The following is a 16,162-nucleotide window of genomic DNA, read 5'->3' on the forward strand; positions in this document are numbered from 1 at the left end:
AGATATTTTACCCTTCGAAATTTCTTTTAATCGGAAGTTAAATTACGGATCTTCATCACATAAAATATTTTTTTCGATATCTAAAATAATTCACGAAAATCATAGGTTTTTCTTTGTAACCCTTATCTGAATCGATTCGATTGCGGACGACGATTCAAATACATCTTCACGTTGATGTGTTAACGATAATAAAGGAGGTAGCAAGTGACCATTGCTATTGTAATAGGCACACATGGTTGGGCTGCAGAGCAGTTACTTAAGACGGCAGAAATGCTGTTAGGCGAGCAGGAAAATGTCGGCTGGATAGATTTCGTTCCAGGCGAAAATGCCGAAACGCTGATCGAAAAGTACAACGCTCAGTTGGCAAAACTCGATACCAGTAAAGGCGTGCTGTTTCTCGTTGACACATGGGGAGGCAGCCCGTTTAACGCTGCAAGCCGCATTGTCGTCGATAAAGAGCATTACGAAGTTATCGCCGGTGTGAACATTCCCATGCTGGTTGAAACCTTCATGGCGCGTGATGACAACCCGAGCTTTGATGAATTAGTGGCACTGGCCGTTGAAACTGGTAGCGAAGGCGTGAAAGCGCTGAAAGCCAAACCGGTTGAGAAAGCCGCTCCTGCCCCAGTAGCATCACCCAAAGCAGCAGCTCCCGCCAAACCGATGGGTCCGAACGATTATATGCAGATCGGCCTGGCGCGTATTGATGACCGTTTAATCCATGGTCAGGTGGCAACTCGCTGGACCAAAGAAACCAACGTAACACGCATTATCGTCGTCAGTGATGAAGTTGCCGCCGATACCGTGCGTAAAACGCTGCTGACTCAGGTAGCACCTCCGGGTGTGACAGCGCATGTGGTTGATGTCGCGAAAATGATCCGCGTCTACAACAACCCTAAATATGCAGGTGAGCGTGTGATGCTGTTGTTCACCAACCCAACCGACGTAGAACGTATCGTTGAAGGTGGTGTGAAAATTACCTCCGTAAACATTGGCGGTATGGCTTTCCGTCAGGGTAAAACGCAGGTAAACAACGCAATTTCTGTCGATGACAAAGACATCGAAGCCTTCAAGAAACTCAACGAACGCGGTATTGAGCTTGAGGCACGTAAGGTTTCTACCGATCAGAAACTGAAAATGATGGATTTGATTGCCAAGGTGAAATAATTCCCTGGCATTTACTTAGTTTTCACACTTAAGTCTGTATAGCAATAGGAGAAGTACAATGGAGATTACCACTCTTCAGATTGTGCTGGTGTTCATCGTCGCATGTATCGCGGGTATGGAGTCGGTACTCGATGAATTTCAGTTCCACCGCCCGTTGGTGGCCTGTACGCTGATTGGTGCCGTTCTCGGGGACATGAAAACCGGTATTATCATCGGTGGTACCCTGGAAATGATCGCCCTGGGCTGGATGAACATCGGTGCTGCGGTTGCACCAGATGCAGCACTGGCCTCAATTATCTCTACCGTTCTGGTTATCGCAGGTCACCAAAGCATTGGTGCCGGTATCGCGCTGGCTATCCCACTGGCAGCCGCAGGCCAGGTACTGACCATTATCGTTCGTACTATCACCGTAGCATTCCAGCACGCAGCGGATAAGGCGGCCGAAAACGGTAACCTGACGGCACTCTCCTGGCTGCATGTATCCTCTCTGTTCCTGCAGGCTATGCGTATCGCTATCCCAGCGGTAATCGTAGCGATTTCTGTTGGTACCAGTGAAGTTCAGAGCATGCTTAACGCCATTCCGGAAGTCGTGACTGGCGGTCTGAACATCGCAGGCGGTATGATCGTGGTGGTTGGTTATGCGATGGTCATCAACATGATGCGCGCAGGCTACCTGATGCCATTCTTCTACCTCGGCTTCGTCACCGCGGCATTTACTAACTTCAACCTGGTTGCTCTGGGTGTGATTGGCGCAGTAATGGCGATCCTCTACATTCAGCTGAGCCCGAAATATAACCGCGTAGCCGGTGCACCTGCTGCGGCGGCTGGCAATAACGATCTCGATAACGAACTGGACTAGCAGGTGAGCGAAATGGTTGATATGACTAAAACTACCACCGAGAAAAAACTCACTCCGAGTGACATTCGTGGCGTGTTCATTCGTTCTAACCTGTTTCAGGGTTCATGGAACTTCGAACGTATGCAGGCGCTGGGTTTCTGTTTCTCCATGGTGCCGGCTATCCGCCGCTTGTACCCGGAAAACAACGACGCACGTAAGCAAGCGATTAAGCGTCACCTGGAATTCTTTAACACCCATCCGTACGTAGCGGCTCCAGTACTGGGCGTTACGCTGGCGATGGAAGAACAGCGTGCAAACGGCGCAGAGATTGACGATGGTGCCATCAACGGTATTAAAGTTGGTCTGATGGGTCCGCTGGCAGGCGTCGGCGACCCGATCTTCTGGGGTACCGTTCGCCCAGTATTCGCCGCGCTCGGCGCAGGTATCGCGATGAGCGGCAGCCTGCTGGGGCCATTGCTGTTCTTCGTTCTGTTTAACCTGGTTCGTCTGGCAACCCGTTATTACGGTGTGGCATATGGCTACCGTAAAGGTGTCGATATCGTTAAAGATATGGGCGGCGGCTTCCTGCAGAAACTGACTGAGGGGGCGTCAATCCTCGGCCTGTTTGTCATGGGGGCATTGGTTAACAAGTGGACGCACGTAAACATTCCACTGGTGGTTTCTACTATCACCGGTCAGGATGGTCAGACTCGTGTTACCACTGTGCAGACTATCCTTGACCAGCTGATGCCGGGTCTGGTTCCTCTGCTGCTGACATTCGCCTGTATGTGGCTGCTGCGTAAGAAAGTGAACCCGCTGTGGATCATCGTTGGCTTTTTCGTCATCGGTATCGCGGGCTACGCTGTCGGACTGCTCGGCCTGTAAAACTGTTGTACATCACCGGGGGCTTGCCCCCGGTTTTTCTATTTAGAGGGTTGAGGATTCATGACTATCACGGACCTGGTGCTGGTTCTATTTATCTTTTCGCTGCTGGCGTATGCCATTTACGATCAGTTCATCATGCCCCGCCGTAATGGCCCTACTCTGCTTACTGTCGCCCTGCTTCCCCGCAGCAGAGTCGACAGCGTTATCTTCCTTGGCCTGGTAGCTATTCTTATCTACAACAACATCACCAGCCACGGCGCGCAATTTACCACATGGTTATTATGTGCACTGGTATTGATGGGTTTGTATCTGTTCTGGATCCGTACGCCAAAAATCATCTTCAAGCAGAAAGGCTTTTTCTTCGCCAACGTCTGGATTGAATATAACCGCATTAAAGAGATGAATTTATCTGAAGACGGTGTATTGGTGATGCAATTAGAACATCGAAGATTGTTGATTCGTGTACGAAATATAGACGATCTTGAGAGAATATATAAACTATTAATTTCAAATCAATAACTTACAAATATAGCCTGAACTATGTTTTTATATATCAGTGTAAAAACAAACATAGCCAAGGCTATATTTCACTGTCCTCAATGTTATTTATTTTAACGTTTTATTTATAAATAAATCTAAATGAAAATCGTTTTCAACTAGAAGTCAAATATTATTTCTGCGTTTCTTGTTTTATATTCTCAAAATATGTTAAGGTTGCGCCCGTCGTTGGGGAGTAGCCGATTTCCAGACTCCGGAAATGTACGTGTCAACATACTCGTTGAAAAACGTGGCGCGTACGGACTGAACTTACAGGTTCAGTCAGGCGAGACCATAGGCACATCAACTGCAATGCATATTTGAATGGCGCTGTATTTACAGTGATTCCAGCCTGTATGCATGGTTACTGGGGGCAGTGATGTGTTTTATGGATACCCCGGTCAGGACGCTGTTATGAATCTCACCGCTACCGTTTTTCTCGCTTTCGGCATGTCGATGGATGCTTTCGCCGCATCAATTGGCAAAGGCGCCACCCTGCATAAACCCAAATTTTCTGAAGCATTGCGCACCGGACTGATATTCGGCGCAGTTGAAACGCTTACGCCACTGATTGGCTGGGGCATGGGGATGCTGGCCAGCAAATTCGTGTTGGAGTGGAACCATTGGATCGCCTTCATTCTGCTGATCTTTTTAGGCGGGCGAATGATAATCGAAGGTTTTCGCGACAACGGCGATGAAGAGGAAGAACCGCAGCGCCGCCACGGTTTCTGGCTGCTGGTTACCACCGCCATTGCCACCAGTCTCGACGCAATGGCCGTCGGGGTGGGTCTGGCTTTCCTGCAGGTCAACATTATTGCCACAGCGCTGGCCATCGGCTGCGCCACATTGATTATGTCCACGCTCGGCATGATGATTGGTCGTTTCATTGGCCCAATGCTGGGCAAACGAGCTGAGATTTTGGGTGGGGTGGTGCTGATTGGTATCGGTGCCCAGATCCTCTGGGCACACTTCCACGGTTAATCCAGACGCTGCCAGACATGAATACTAAAGTCGGTCTGGCAGTCAAACGTCGTTTTCCCCGCTAACGTTTCCCACACTTCCGGCTTTGCCCGCCAGGCGAACGGCGTCATTTGCAGTAACGCAACGGCCTCGCTGCCCTGAAGCTGCATCTGATATCCCAGCGCAATGCTCTGTTGCAGAACAAAACCGTCCAGTTGCTCAGTATGGGGCGCATGCAAACGCACCTCATCATAAATCAGCCCTTTCAGTTCTATTAAATGACGCGGTCCCGGCGTGGCGGTGATCACCCATCCACCCGGTTTAACCACGCGAGCCAGCTCTTGCGCTTTACAGGGCGCATAGATCCGGATGATGGCATCCATTGACTCGTCTGCGAACGGCAGACGATGGCTGGAGGCAACGCAAAAGATCACCTGCGGATAGCGTCTGGCTGCGGCTTTAATTGCCACTTTGGAGACGTCAAGACCAAAGGTTGTACAGCCCGCCAGCGCGTCGGCAAACGCATGGGTGTAATACCCTTCCCCACAGCCAATATCCAGGATCGCTGCATCTTCTGAATTCGACTTTTCTTTAAGCACATTCACAATCGCATCACGCAACGGTTGATAGTGCCCAGCATCAAGGAATGCCCGTCTGGCTTGCATCATTTCAGCGCTATCACCCGGATCGCGCGACCGCTTATGCTGAACCGGCAGTAAGTTGACATACCCTTCTTTCGCCACGTCAAACTGGTGCCGCCCGGGGCAGACAAAACTGTTATTCGCTTGAGTAAGAGGCTGGTGGCAAAGAGGACAGGAAAACGACATGACAACTCCGGCAGGTGACTTAAGGGCGCAAGTGTAACGCGAATTGCGCCCAGGGAAAATAACTTACAGCGACGGCGAGGATACGTTACTGCCGTGCATCACCAGCAGATGATCAGAGTCGGCAGGCATGCCATCCGGTTTAACGTTCTCCAGACGCAGGACATCTCCCATTATCTGGCTGAAGACAGGCGCAGAGACAGCCCCGCCATAATAAGCACCGTTTTGCGGATTATTGATGACGACCACCAGTGCAAATTTCGGGTCGCTCGCTGGCGCAACGCCTGCCGTGTAGGCCACGTATTTATCGACATACTTACCGTCATCACCAATTTTCTTTGCCGTTCCTGTTTTAACCGCCACGCGATAATCTCTGACCGCGGCTTTAGTTCCCCCACCACCGGGTAACGCGACGCTTTCCATCATATGTTCAACCTGGTGAACCAGCGCCTCCGGCATCACTCTGGTACCGATTACCGGCGGGTCAATACGGGTAATCGAAAGGGGTCGATAGATACCAAAACTACCAATGGTTGCATATACGTGCGCCAACTGCAGCGGCGTTACCATTAATCCATAGCCGAATGCAAAGGTCGCGCGATCCAAATCGCTCCAGTAGCGGCGTTGAGGCATTAAACCGCTACTTTCACCGGTTAATCCCAGTCCGGTTGGATCGCCAAAACCAAAGCTCTTATAGGTATCTAGCAACTTTTGAACAGGCATAGCCAGTGAAAGGTGCGACACGCCGGTATCGCTCGATTTCTGCAAAATTCCGGTCAACGACAGCTCCGGGTAAAATCCGACGTCGCGAATGCGATGTCCATCAAGGTAAAAAGGATGGGTATCAATCACGCTGTCCGGTTGTACTATCCCCTGCTGGAGTGCAGTCATGATCACCAGCGGTTTAACGGTTGAACCGGGTTCAAACGTATCGCTTATTGCACGGTTACGAAAATCATCCAGTACCGCGCCCTCACGGTTATTGGGGTTGAAGTCAGGAAAGCTTGCCATGGACAGTATTTCACCGGTAGCAATGTTGACCAGCACTGCGGCTCCTGATTCCGCTTTATTCCACGTAACGGCATTGTCCAACGCATCTTCGGTGACCGTCTGCAGGCGCTCATCGATGCTGAGCTGTAATTGGTGTGCAGGAACAGGCGTGACTTCGGTGATATTCTCGATTACATGGCCAAATTTGTCTTTACGTACCAGACGGGAGCCAGGTTTACCCATCAACTGGTTATTAAAGCTTTTTTCCAGCCCTTCAATGCCTTGTCCATCAATGTTGGTAAAACCTATGAGATTCGCCGCTACGTGGCCTGCAGGATAGAACCGGCGGGATTCCTCGCGCAGGTTAATGCCCGGGAGATTAAGATCATCGACCCACTCAGCCTGCTGAGGGGAAATTTGTCGTGCCAGGTAAATAAAACGTCCGCCAGGATTACTGTTAACGCGTTCCGCCAGCGTACTCAGTGACAGATGCAGAGCCCTTGCCAGAGCCTGCCACCGTTCGTTATAACCCACGCCTCCCTTGCTGATGATGGTCTTAGGATCGGCCCATACGGCGTTAACCGGAACACTTACCGCCAGCGGTCGCCCTTCTCTGTCGGTAATCATCCCGCGCGGCGAGGCAATAGTTACCTCACGTAATGAACGCATGTCTTCCTGTTTCACCAGACTTGTCGGCGTGACAATTTGCAGCCATGCAACCCGACCCAGCAGCAATCCCAGACTCAATAATATTGCCACACAAAGCAGGGCAAAACGTACGGGAGTAAAATTGCGCGCGTCGCCGTCGTTTTTCTTTTTCACCTGAACTCCAGCAAGATAGTTTTTCAGGTGTCTGATTTAACGAGAAATGTCGTAAGAAAGCGGGGAAAACTATGCTACGAACATCACGCCTTTGCAACAAAGCGCTAATGGGAGGGCATTTAGAAATATTTAGACGTATTTTGAATTAAAAAGCCCCGCATAGGCGAGGCTTTATATCTGAGATGGTTGCGCATATGCGCTTCAAATCAGTGGTGTCGATCAGATAGCTGTTACGTTAACAGCAGCCGGACCTTTCTGGCCGTCCTGAATTTCGAACTCAACGTTCTGGCCTTCAGCCAGAGTTTTGAAGCCGTTACCCTGGATAGCGGAGAAGTGTACGAACACGTCTTTGCTGCCATCAGCCGGAGTAATGAAACCAAAACCTTTAGACTCGTTGAACCACTTAACTTGACCTTTAATCTTTGCCATTTGCAAAATTCCTTAGAGTATTTTCTTCGCCCGCAGGCATAACATAGATAAAACTGAGACATTACTGCTTGAGGCACTAATATAAGGTTCGGCAGAGAAGCGGTATTCAACGTCAACGTGTTTACTCAGGACTTCTTTACTGAAAATGCCACACATAAACAGAACTGTACCTCGTTTAACCCAAAACGTGTTATCACATACAACGTTAATAATGGCAAGCCATTTTTAAACGTGTCTCGATCGGTCGCACAAATCCTGTCGTTCATCAAACAGCAACTGCACAGTTATGCGCCACACTGAGTAGTGTTATATTCCCGCCGCTCGCCCCATCCCCCGCCAGGCTTGCACCATAGCCGGGACATTTCTACCATAGCTCAATAGCTTCGGTTGTTCCAGATTAGCTGTTACAGGGTGTGCTGAATATCATTTTTTATGCTTAGTAATGCATAAAATGTCACAAGCGTAAAAATGAGATCTGCCTTCTGCTTTTGCACCAAAATAATGAAAGAATGATGACAATGCACAAAAAAAGTAAGAGAAACGTTTCGCTGTTAATAAAACGATCACTATCACAAAAATGACATAATCATATTTTTATCGTATGGGAAATTATATTTATATCAGACCGGGGATAAGATATTAATTGGCTGGAGCATCTGAAAATACTGAGTTAACACGAGAATCAGAGTGCTAATTACACGACATGTGCAGAAGAAAATAATCTGGCATGTTGGCGACAGGATGAAACATCTGAGAACGTAAGCAACAGATCCTCACCCTGTCATACCGTTTTTACCGCTCAGCTACCAGGCGGATGATGTCATCATCTTCGTCTTTCGCTGTGACCACAGCAGGCTCTGCCGCTTTTTCAGGTTCGTTAGCTTCGCAAAGGCGACGGAGCAATGCGTTCTGTCTTTTTTGCTGATCTAACAATGCTTCAAGCAGCTCAATCTGCTCATTAGTACGCGAACTTGCCCTATTGACGAAAAACCACAGTACAAGCCCGACAACCAGAATCACCACCGATACAGCCAAAGACGCCAAATTCAACGCGCCAGAATTCAAAACTTCGTTCATTTCACCACCTCAATGTAGACAGCGTAGTTTACCACTGCCGCACAAGAAGGTAATCAACTGTGGCAAAAATGCGCTTACCAGGGAATAAATTTATTAATGGCACAAATACCGCTGAAAAATTGTACATCCTGATCGCACATGATGTTGAACACTTGCGCCCACATCAGTATGCATACCAGCACGACAACTATCAGCACTACCCAGCGAATTTTTTTCACTCCAGCTCCACTCTTCGAATCAACATCTTATGCCTATAAATTATCATGCGTTACCTAAACCCAGCGTTAACTGTATCGGCATTCAATCTTTTTAGGAATGATTCACTTGTTTCATCCCATGTACAGGCTAATCTAATAATAACGAGAAAAGATAAGAGGTTGTAATGCGTCTGATAATCCGCGCTATTGTGTTGTTAGCTCTGGTTTGGATCGGTTTATTACTGAGCGGCTACGGAATTTTGATTGGAAGTAAGGAGAATGCAGCGGGCCTGGGCTTGCAATGCCAATATCTGACCGCACGCGGAACCAGCACCGCGCAATACGTCCACACAGACAGCGGTATCATTGGCCTGTCGGATTGCCCCTTGTTAAGAAAAAGCACGGTCATTATTGATAACGGTTAATATAGCAGCAATACATCCGCAACGTTATTTGCACCAACTAACATTATGACTGTTCATAAAAAACCCCAGATACATAAATACCTGGGGTTTTTACGTTGACGCTATTACATCAGATTAGAACGGATAGTCGTTATAACCCATTTGTTCTGAAATTTTACGCGCAGCCGTATGCAGCATCGCCACATACTCGTGCAAACGTTCTTCTGAGAAACGCAGTGTCGGGAATGAAATACTCAAGCCTGCAATCACTACACCGAAACGGTCAAACACAGGTACACCGATGCAGCGCAGACCTTCTTCCTGTTCTTCGTTATCTTCACCGTAGCCCTGCTCGCGTACTTTATCCAGCAATACCAGCAGCTCATCAGTATTGGTAATAGTACGGTCGGTGCTGCGCTTGTACTCAATACCATCCAGAATCTGCTTCACTTCATCGCGGTCACGCCATGCCAGCAGAACTTTACCGATAGCCGTGCTGTACAGCGGATTACGGCGACCTACGCGAGAATACATGCGCAGATTGTACATAGAGTCGATTTTATGGATGTAGACAATGCTGTCTTCATCCAGTGCACCAAGGTGCACTGTCTCTTTGGTCAGGCGCGAAAGTTCGCGCATCTGAATATCAGCGCTACGGATAAGATCGACGTTTTGTAACGCGCGAGCACCCAGCTCGAATAGTTTCAGGGTCAGTGAGTATTTCTCCGACTCCCCTTCTTGTGCCACATAACCCAGCGTTTTCATGGTCTGCAAAAAGCGATAAACGGTGCTTTTTGACATCATGACGCGTTGCGACAACTCGGTAATACCAATTTCGCGCTCTTCACCCAGCGCCTGCAGAATGCCAAAAACCTTCAGCACGGAAGATACAGAATCGGGTTGTTTATCCAGATCTGCGATTGCCATTTATCACCCCTTTCGAGTGTTTTATAAAAATCAGAACCGGTTTTTATTATAATTTCACGTATCAGCCCTCGCAATCGCTCTTTGCTTACTTAGTTACAAATCTGCGACCTAACGCCTGAATATCAATGCTAAAATTATTATTCTCATCATAAATTCCAACAGTATTGACTTCCTATGGAAAAAACTCAGACCGATGGTCTGCCATTGCCCCAGCGATATGGCGCAATTTTAACCATTGTTATTGGCATCTCTATGGCAGTACTCGACGGCGCAATAGCAAACGTTGCCCTCCCCACTATCGCCACCGATCTTCAGGCCTCACCCGCCAGCTCAATCTGGATTGTGAACGCCTACCAAATTGCGATCGTTGTTTCGCTGTTATCGCTCTCTTTTTTAGGTGATATGTTTGGCTACCGACGCATTTATAAGTGTGGTCTGGTCGTGTTTCTGTTGGCATCTCTGTTTTGTGCCTTGTCAGACTCGCTGCATATGCTGACGTTAGCGCGCATGGCTCAGGGGTTTGGCGGCGCGGCGCTGATGAGCGTTAATACGGCATTGATCCGACTCATTTATCCTCAGCGCCAGCTTGGCCGCGGGATGGGTATTAACTCCTTTATCGTGGCTGTATCCTCGGCAGCGGGTCCGACTATTGCGGCGGCAATTCTTTCTATTGCCTCGTGGAAATGGCTATTTCTGATTAACGTTCCATTGGGGATCATCGCCCTGCTGCTGGCTATGCGTTTTTTGCCACCCAATTCATCACGTAGCAATAAACCGCGCTTTGATCTGCCCAGCGCAATAATGAACGCCTTAACATTCGGTTTGTTGATCACGGCACTCAGCGGATTTGCACAGGGACAGTCACTAAAACTGATTGGTGCTGAACTTGTGGGGCTTCTCGTGGTAGGTTTTTTCTTTATCCGCCGCCAGCTCGCATTGCCAGTACCGTTATTACCGGTTGATCTACTACGCATTCCGCTGTTTTCACTCTCTATTTGCACCTCAATCTGTTCATTCAGCGCACAAATGCTGGCGATGGTTTCACTGCCCTTTTTTATGCAAACGGTTCTCGGACGCAGCGAAGTTGAAACGGGCCTGCTGCTGACGCCGTGGCCGCTGGCAACCATGGTGATGGCCCCACTTGCGGGATATTTGATTGAACGTGTTCATGCAGGTCTGCTTGGCGCGCTGGGCATGGCAGTAATGGCGTGTGGGCTGTTTTCGCTGGTGTTACTGCCCACATCACCTTCCGATTTTAATATCATCTGGCCAATGATTTTGTGTGGTGCAGGTTTTGGCTTGTTCCAGTCACCGAACAACCACACTATCATCACCTCCGCGCCGCGAGATCGTAGCGGAGGCGCGAGCGGTATGCTCGGAACGGCGCGCTTACTGGGTCAGAGTACCGGGGCCGCACTGGTTGCGCTGATGCTAAATCAGTTTGGTGACAGTGGAACGCACGTCTCGCTGATAACAGCGGGTATTCTGGCTTCGCTGGCCGCAATCGTAAGTGGCTTACGTATTACACAACCGCGGGTTCAGTCATAAAAAAAGCGCGTCTGTCGACGCGCTTTTTGTTGTTGTCTGCTGCAGATTATTTCAGGTACTCACCGCTGCGCAGCGCTTCAATACGTTTGTCCAACGGGGGGTGAGTCATAAACAGCTCACTCAACGATTTGGATTTACCATTGATGCAGAACGCCATCATACTGGTCGCTTCCTGCGGCTCATAGCTGGTTTTCAGGCGCTGCAGCGCGGCGATCATTTTTTCACGACCCACCAGTTTTGCAGAACCGGCATCCGCATGGAATTCACGATGACGTGAGAACCACATGGTAATGATGCTCGCCAGAATACCAAACACCAGTTCCAGCACCGTTGCCACCGCAAAGTAGATCAACGGGTTACCGTTGCTACCCTCACCCTCATCACGGTTTCCGCCCATAAAGCCAGCGGCAATTTGCGCCAGAATACGTGAGATAAAGATAACGAAGGTGTTTACTACCCCCTGAATGAGCGTCATGGTCACCATATCGCCATTGGCAATGTGGCTGATCTCATGCGCGATAACCGCTTCGGCTTCATCCGGGCTCATGTTTTGCAACAGGCCAGTACTTACAGCCACCAGCGAGGCATCCCGGCGGGCACCGGTCGCAAACGCGTTTATATCTGGCGCGTGGTAGATTGCAACCTGTGGCATAGCGATCCCGGCCTGGCGGGCCTGATTCGCAACTGTATTCATCAGCCAGCGTTCTCTTTCATTGCGAGGCTGTTCGATCACTTCCCCGCCAACGGACTTTAACGCCATCCATTTGGACATCAGCAGCGAAATGAAGGAACCACCAAAACCAAACAGCAGTGCCATGATCAACAAGCCTTGAACGCTGCTTGACTGGATCCCTGTCAGGCTCAATACCAGCCCGAAAACGACCATCACAGCCAGGTTCGTCAGCAGGAAGAGCGCGATTCGCATCATAATTTTCTTTTAACCTCAATTTAACAAAACGCACTATGCGATTACCCATATCGTATGGGTCTTATGACTATTTTCAAGCATCCATAGGTGCTAAGTCACCAGAAAGACACAACTTTACATTTTATCGTATCAGGCTGACGTCTTCATGCACTTGTTAAAAAAACAGGCACAATTTCTTGTGCCTGTTCGAGGTTATTGACTGGTTGCGGGCTGTTCCGCTGGCTTCTCTTTCTCAAGATGCGCCAGGTCGAGCGCGATTTTTACCGTTTCATCCAGGTACGGATCCGGCTCCTGGTAATCCTTCGGCAGATCGTCCAGTTTCTTCAATGGCGGTTTGCCTTCACGTTTAAACCGATCGTTGATACGCGCCAGACGCATTGCGTCATCTTCGTTATTCTCTTTTTCACGCTGAGCGTAATTCAGAGAAGCGATGTTGCGCTTATCCTTCATCGCATTGAAACGCGCAATGTCCTTCATGATGTACTGGAATTCAGGATCTTTGGCAATACGTGCATTGTGCTCTTTCAGCAATTCAGGTCCGAACGGCGTCAGATTATCTGACTTAGTGTAGATCGCAGCATCAATGCTGTCCCACGGCAGTGCGTTATCTTCAAACTTCTCGCCGGTTTCAGTTTCTTCATTACCTGTCGGCATGATGATATCCGGCGTAACGCCCTTACGCTGCGTGCTGCCACCGTTTACGCGGTAGAATTTCTGTATCGTATACTGAACAGAGCCCAGCGCAGGCCATTCCGGTCGTAGCATCTGATCGTAAATACGGTTCAGGGAGCGATACTGCTGGACGGTGCCTTTCCCAAAGGTCGGTTCACCAACGATCAACGCTCGGCCATAATCCTGCATTGCCGCCGCGAAAATCTCTGATGCTGAGGCACTGAAGCGATCGACCAATACCACCAGCGGGCCTTTGTAGTACACAACGCCGTCGGTATCGCTGTCTTCACGCACTTTACCGTTATTATCACGAACCTGAACCACCGGGCCGGAAGGAATGAACAGACCGGAAAGCGAAACCGCTTCAGTCAGTGCACCACCACCGTTGGTACGCAGATCGATGATAATACTGCTGACATTTTGTTTTTCCAGTTTCTGCAGTTGGACTTTGACATCATCAGTCAGACCTACATAGAAGCCAGGAATATCCAGTACGCCAACTTTTTCTTTACCAACGGTTTTCACGGACATTTTCACGGCGCGGTCTTCGAGACGAATACGTTCACGCGTTAGCGTCACGGTGCGCGTCTTGGTGCCTTTACCGGCAGGCAGAATTTCAAGGCGTACCTTGCTGCCTTTAGGTCCTTTGATCAGTGCCACGACGTCATCCAGACGCCAGCCAATCACATCGACCATGCCCTTGCCCGTCTGCCCGACGCCGACAATACGATCGCCAACGCTGATCGACTTGCTCTTGGCTGCCGGGCCACCTGCCACCATGGAGTTAATGACGGTGTAGTCATCATCCATTTGCAGAACCGCGCCAATACCTTCCAAAGACAAGCTCATTTCCGTATTGAACTGCTCGGTATTGCGCGGAGAGAGATAGTTAGTATGCGGGTCGATTTCACGGGCGAACGCTGTCATCGCCAGTGAGAACACATCTTCGCTGTTGGTCTGCGCCAGACGGCGAATCGCAAATTTATAGCGGCGCGTCAGCGTTTCGCGAATTTCCGCATCGGTTTTACCCGTCAGCTTCAGGCTGAGTTCGTCAAATTTAACCTTACCGTCCCACAGCGCATTAAGCTCTGCTTCGCTCTTCGGCCACGGCGCTTTGCTTCGGTCGAGGTTAAACGTGTCGTTACCGGTAAAATCCATTGGACGTGCCAGTACGCTTAATGCGTACTGATAACGTTCAAATCGGCGTTTTTGCGCCAGATTATAGAGATCGTAAAAGACATCCAGCTTGCCGGTGCGTAGTTCATCGCCGAGGACCGTTTTCTTTTTTGCATACTGTTCGATATCGCTCGCCAACAGCACATTGTGGCTGTAGTCGAGCAAATTCAAATAGCGGTCAAAAATTTTTGCCGAAAACGCCTGATCCAGATCGAACTGGCGATAGTGTGATCGCGTAAAACGCGACGTCACACGTTCGCTTACCGTCGCATGCTGGGTTTCTTCCTTTAAAACGGGGATTTGATCGGCACGCGTGATGTCTTCCACAGCAAGTGCCTGGCCTGCTAATGCAAGCAGACCAGCTAACGCAGTAAGCCTAAAAAAAGTGTTCATGCCAGGCCTGGCCTCCGTTTCAGAACACCAGGTGTTCTGCGCGTACAATCAAAGACATACCCGAATTCAGCTGTACACGGACGCCATCTTTGGTGATTTCTAATACGGTGGCATCCATCGCATTATTTCCTGCTTTCACCTTCAGAGACTGCCCTACCGTCAGTACTGAAATATCAGATACCGGGGTATGCTGTTCTTCGCGAGGAGCACGCGGTGCTTTTGCTGCTGGTTTTTCAGCGCGAGGTTTACGCTCTGCACCTTCTTTACGACGCGGTGCAGGACGCGGCTTACGCTCGCGACGCGGTGCGCCTTCTTTTTCACCGGCAGCAGCTGCCGCTTCGCGTTTTTTCGCCTGTTGCTCTGCGCGTTGCGCCTGAACACGGGCTTTAGCTTCTTCCAGCTGTTTGCGCGCATGTTCAACATGTTGTTCATCCAGCTCACCACAAGGGTTGCCGTCGAGATCAACACGCGTTGCACCCAATTTAACGCCGTACAGATAGCGCCAGCTTGAAGTATAGAGACGTAAGGCTGAACGGAGCTGAGTCTTGCTGAGGTTCATTTCGCCCTCAACACGCTCTACCAGATCCTGAAAAATGCCAATTTTCAGTGGGCGCGCTTCGCCTTCCGCACTAAAACACTGCGGGAAGCGTTCGGCCAGAAACGCGATGACTTCTTTACTGCTATTCAACTTAGGTTGATTTTCCATGAAATTTCCTGATTACAACGGACGTAGCCAACAAGCGCAGGCATGAACAGGCGACATTATAATGACGTCATCAGTAATTGCTACGTTATCCGTTGATTATCCTGCGACGTGCGCAAAGAATTTTTTGTAATCCGTCGTTGCAAGCACGGTTTCAAGCTGTGCCACCAGTGTACGCAGACCTTGTTCATCTTCCTCAGTAAAGCGGCCAAACGCCGTGCTATCGATATCCAGCACGCCGATTATCTGATTTTCGACGGTGATAGGCAGGACGATTTCAGCGTTGCTGGCGGCATCACAAGCAATGTGCCCATCAAAAGCATGTACGTCCTCAATACGCTGAACCTGGTTCTGCGCCACTGCTGTACCGCACACACCACGCCCTACCGGGATCCGCACGCAGGCAATTTTGCCCTGGAAGGGACCAAGCACCAGCGTATCGTCCTCAAGCAGGTAAAAACCGGCCCAGTTCACTTCTGCAAGACGCTCGTACAACAATGCGCTGGTATTCGCCAGCGTTGCCAGAAAACTGGTTTCACCTGCCATCAATGCCTGAAAATCACGGTTCAGATCCGTGTATAGCTCTATTTTGTTCATTATGTAATCACTTAGTTGTCTTACTTAAAACTGCAGCCTACTAAAATAAACATTAAATGCGTTAATGCTCAAGATCATTCCCGTCATG

General features: G+C 49.4%; 18 protein-coding genes and 1 riboswitch. Of the genes, 7 read left to right on the forward strand and 11 right to left on the reverse strand.

Features of this window, described 5'->3' with window-relative positions; translation table 11 throughout:
- The first annotated feature begins 204 nt into the window (after positions 1–204).
- The 5 genes from manX to mntP all read left to right on the forward strand — a co-directional run bounded on the left by manX (position 205) and on the right by mntP (position 4,408).
- Positions 205–1,167: a PTS mannose transporter subunit IIAB gene (gene manX, locus WC1_RS11220; protein ID WP_016150389.1), complete on the forward strand. Its 963-nt coding sequence runs from the start codon at positions 205–207 to the stop codon at positions 1,165–1,167.
- Positions 1,168–1,225: 58 nt separating this feature from the next.
- Positions 1,226–2,026 carry a PTS mannose/fructose/sorbose transporter subunit IIC gene (locus tag WC1_RS11215; RefSeq protein WP_003021004.1) on the forward strand — a complete coding sequence of 267 codons (801 nt, stop codon included), beginning with the start codon at positions 1,226–1,228 and terminating at the stop codon, positions 2,024–2,026.
- A gap of 12 nt (positions 2,027–2,038) precedes the next feature.
- Positions 2,039–2,890, forward strand: coding sequence for a PTS mannose transporter subunit IID (locus tag WC1_RS11210; RefSeq protein WP_008322630.1), 852 nt, complete (start codon positions 2,039–2,041; stop codon positions 2,888–2,890).
- A gap of 60 nt (positions 2,891–2,950) precedes the next feature.
- Positions 2,951–3,409 carry a DUF986 family protein gene (locus WC1_RS11205; RefSeq protein WP_003021010.1) on the forward strand — a complete coding sequence of 153 codons (459 nt, stop codon included), beginning with the start codon at positions 2,951–2,953 and terminating at the stop codon, positions 3,407–3,409.
- Between the two features lie 197 nt (positions 3,410–3,606).
- A riboswitch (yybP-ykoY riboswitch) is annotated at positions 3,607–3,711 on the forward strand.
- Positions 3,712–3,841: 130 nt separating this feature from the next.
- Positions 3,842–4,408 carry a manganese efflux pump MntP gene (mntP, locus tag WC1_RS11200; protein WP_016150390.1) on the forward strand — a complete coding sequence of 189 codons (567 nt, stop codon included), beginning with the start codon at positions 3,842–3,844 and terminating at the stop codon, positions 4,406–4,408.
- Here mntP and rlmA read toward each other — a convergent pair.
- From rlmA to mgrB, 6 genes are all read right to left on the reverse strand, one after another.
- Positions 4,405–5,214: a 23S rRNA (guanine(745)-N(1))-methyltransferase gene (rlmA, locus tag WC1_RS11195; RefSeq protein ID WP_016150391.1), complete on the reverse strand. Its 810-nt coding sequence runs from the start codon at positions 5,212–5,214 to the stop codon at positions 4,405–4,407. The two genes, mntP and rlmA, sit on opposite strands and share 4 nt — an antisense overlap.
- A 63-nt stretch (positions 5,215–5,277) precedes the next feature.
- Complete coding sequence (gene ftsI / locus WC1_RS11190; protein ID WP_003021017.1) at positions 5,278–7,023, reverse strand: peptidoglycan glycosyltransferase FtsI; 1,746 nt, start codon at positions 7,021–7,023, stop codon at positions 5,278–5,280.
- 219 nt (positions 7,024–7,242) lie between these two features.
- Positions 7,243–7,452, reverse strand: coding sequence for a transcription antiterminator/RNA stability regulator CspE (cspE, locus tag WC1_RS11185; RefSeq protein WP_001062678.1), 210 nt, complete (start codon positions 7,450–7,452; stop codon positions 7,243–7,245).
- Positions 7,453–7,464: 12 nt separating this feature from the next.
- Positions 7,465–7,608, reverse strand: coding sequence for a DUF2627 domain-containing protein (locus WC1_RS23755; protein WP_003034983.1), 144 nt, complete (start codon positions 7,606–7,608; stop codon positions 7,465–7,467).
- A 636-nt stretch (positions 7,609–8,244) separates the two neighbouring features.
- A complete protein-coding gene (locus tag WC1_RS11180) occupies positions 8,245–8,529 on the reverse strand; it encodes a YebO family protein (RefSeq protein WP_016150392.1) in 285 nt (94 codons plus the stop codon).
- Between the two features lie 74 nt (positions 8,530–8,603).
- Positions 8,604–8,747 (reverse strand): PhoP/PhoQ regulatory lipoprotein MgrB, encoded by a 144-nt coding sequence (mgrB, locus tag WC1_RS11175; RefSeq protein ID WP_003034977.1) that lies wholly within the window; start codon positions 8,745–8,747, stop codon positions 8,604–8,606.
- A 164-nt stretch (positions 8,748–8,911) separates the two neighbouring features.
- Here mgrB and WC1_RS11170 point away from each other — a divergent pair, with 164 nt between their 5' ends.
- Complete coding sequence (locus tag WC1_RS11170) at positions 8,912–9,151, forward strand: YobH family protein (protein WP_003841988.1); 240 nt, start codon at positions 8,912–8,914, stop codon at positions 9,149–9,151.
- Positions 9,152–9,265: 114 nt separating this feature from the next.
- Here the strand turns inward: WC1_RS11170 and kdgR are convergent, their stop codons facing one another.
- Positions 9,266–10,057: a DNA-binding transcriptional regulator KdgR gene (gene kdgR / locus WC1_RS11165; protein WP_003833778.1), complete on the reverse strand. Its 792-nt coding sequence runs from the start codon at positions 10,055–10,057 to the stop codon at positions 9,266–9,268.
- 174 nt (positions 10,058–10,231) lie between these two features.
- On the opposite strand from kdgR, the gene WC1_RS11160 reads away from it, so the two are divergent.
- On the forward strand, positions 10,232–11,605 hold the full coding sequence (locus tag WC1_RS11160; protein ID WP_016150393.1) for an MFS transporter: 1,374 nt from the start codon (positions 10,232–10,234) through the stop codon (positions 11,603–11,605).
- A 46-nt stretch (positions 11,606–11,651) separates the two neighbouring features.
- Here the strand turns inward: WC1_RS11160 and htpX are convergent, their stop codons facing one another.
- The 4 genes from htpX to WC1_RS11140 all read right to left on the reverse strand — a co-directional run bounded on the left by htpX (position 11,652) and on the right by WC1_RS11140 (position 16,074).
- A complete protein-coding gene (gene htpX, locus WC1_RS11155; RefSeq protein WP_003034964.1) occupies positions 11,652–12,533 on the reverse strand; it encodes a protease HtpX in 882 nt (293 codons plus the stop codon).
- A gap of 192 nt (positions 12,534–12,725) precedes the next feature.
- Positions 12,726–14,774, reverse strand: coding sequence for a carboxy terminal-processing peptidase (gene prc / locus WC1_RS11150; RefSeq protein ID WP_016150394.1), 2,049 nt, complete (start codon positions 14,772–14,774; stop codon positions 12,726–12,728).
- 19 nt (positions 14,775–14,793) lie between these two features.
- Positions 14,794–15,480: an RNA chaperone ProQ gene (gene proQ, locus WC1_RS11145; RefSeq protein WP_003034957.1), complete on the reverse strand. Its 687-nt coding sequence runs from the start codon at positions 15,478–15,480 to the stop codon at positions 14,794–14,796.
- 96 nt (positions 15,481–15,576) lie between these two features.
- A complete protein-coding gene (locus WC1_RS11140) occupies positions 15,577–16,074 on the reverse strand; it encodes a GAF domain-containing protein (protein WP_003034953.1) in 498 nt (165 codons plus the stop codon).
- Positions 16,075–16,162 lie beyond the last annotated feature (88 nt).

The organism is Citrobacter sp. KTE30, from assembly GCF_000398825.1.
Classification (GTDB): domain Bacteria; phylum Pseudomonadota; class Gammaproteobacteria; order Enterobacterales; family Enterobacteriaceae; genus Citrobacter; species Citrobacter freundii.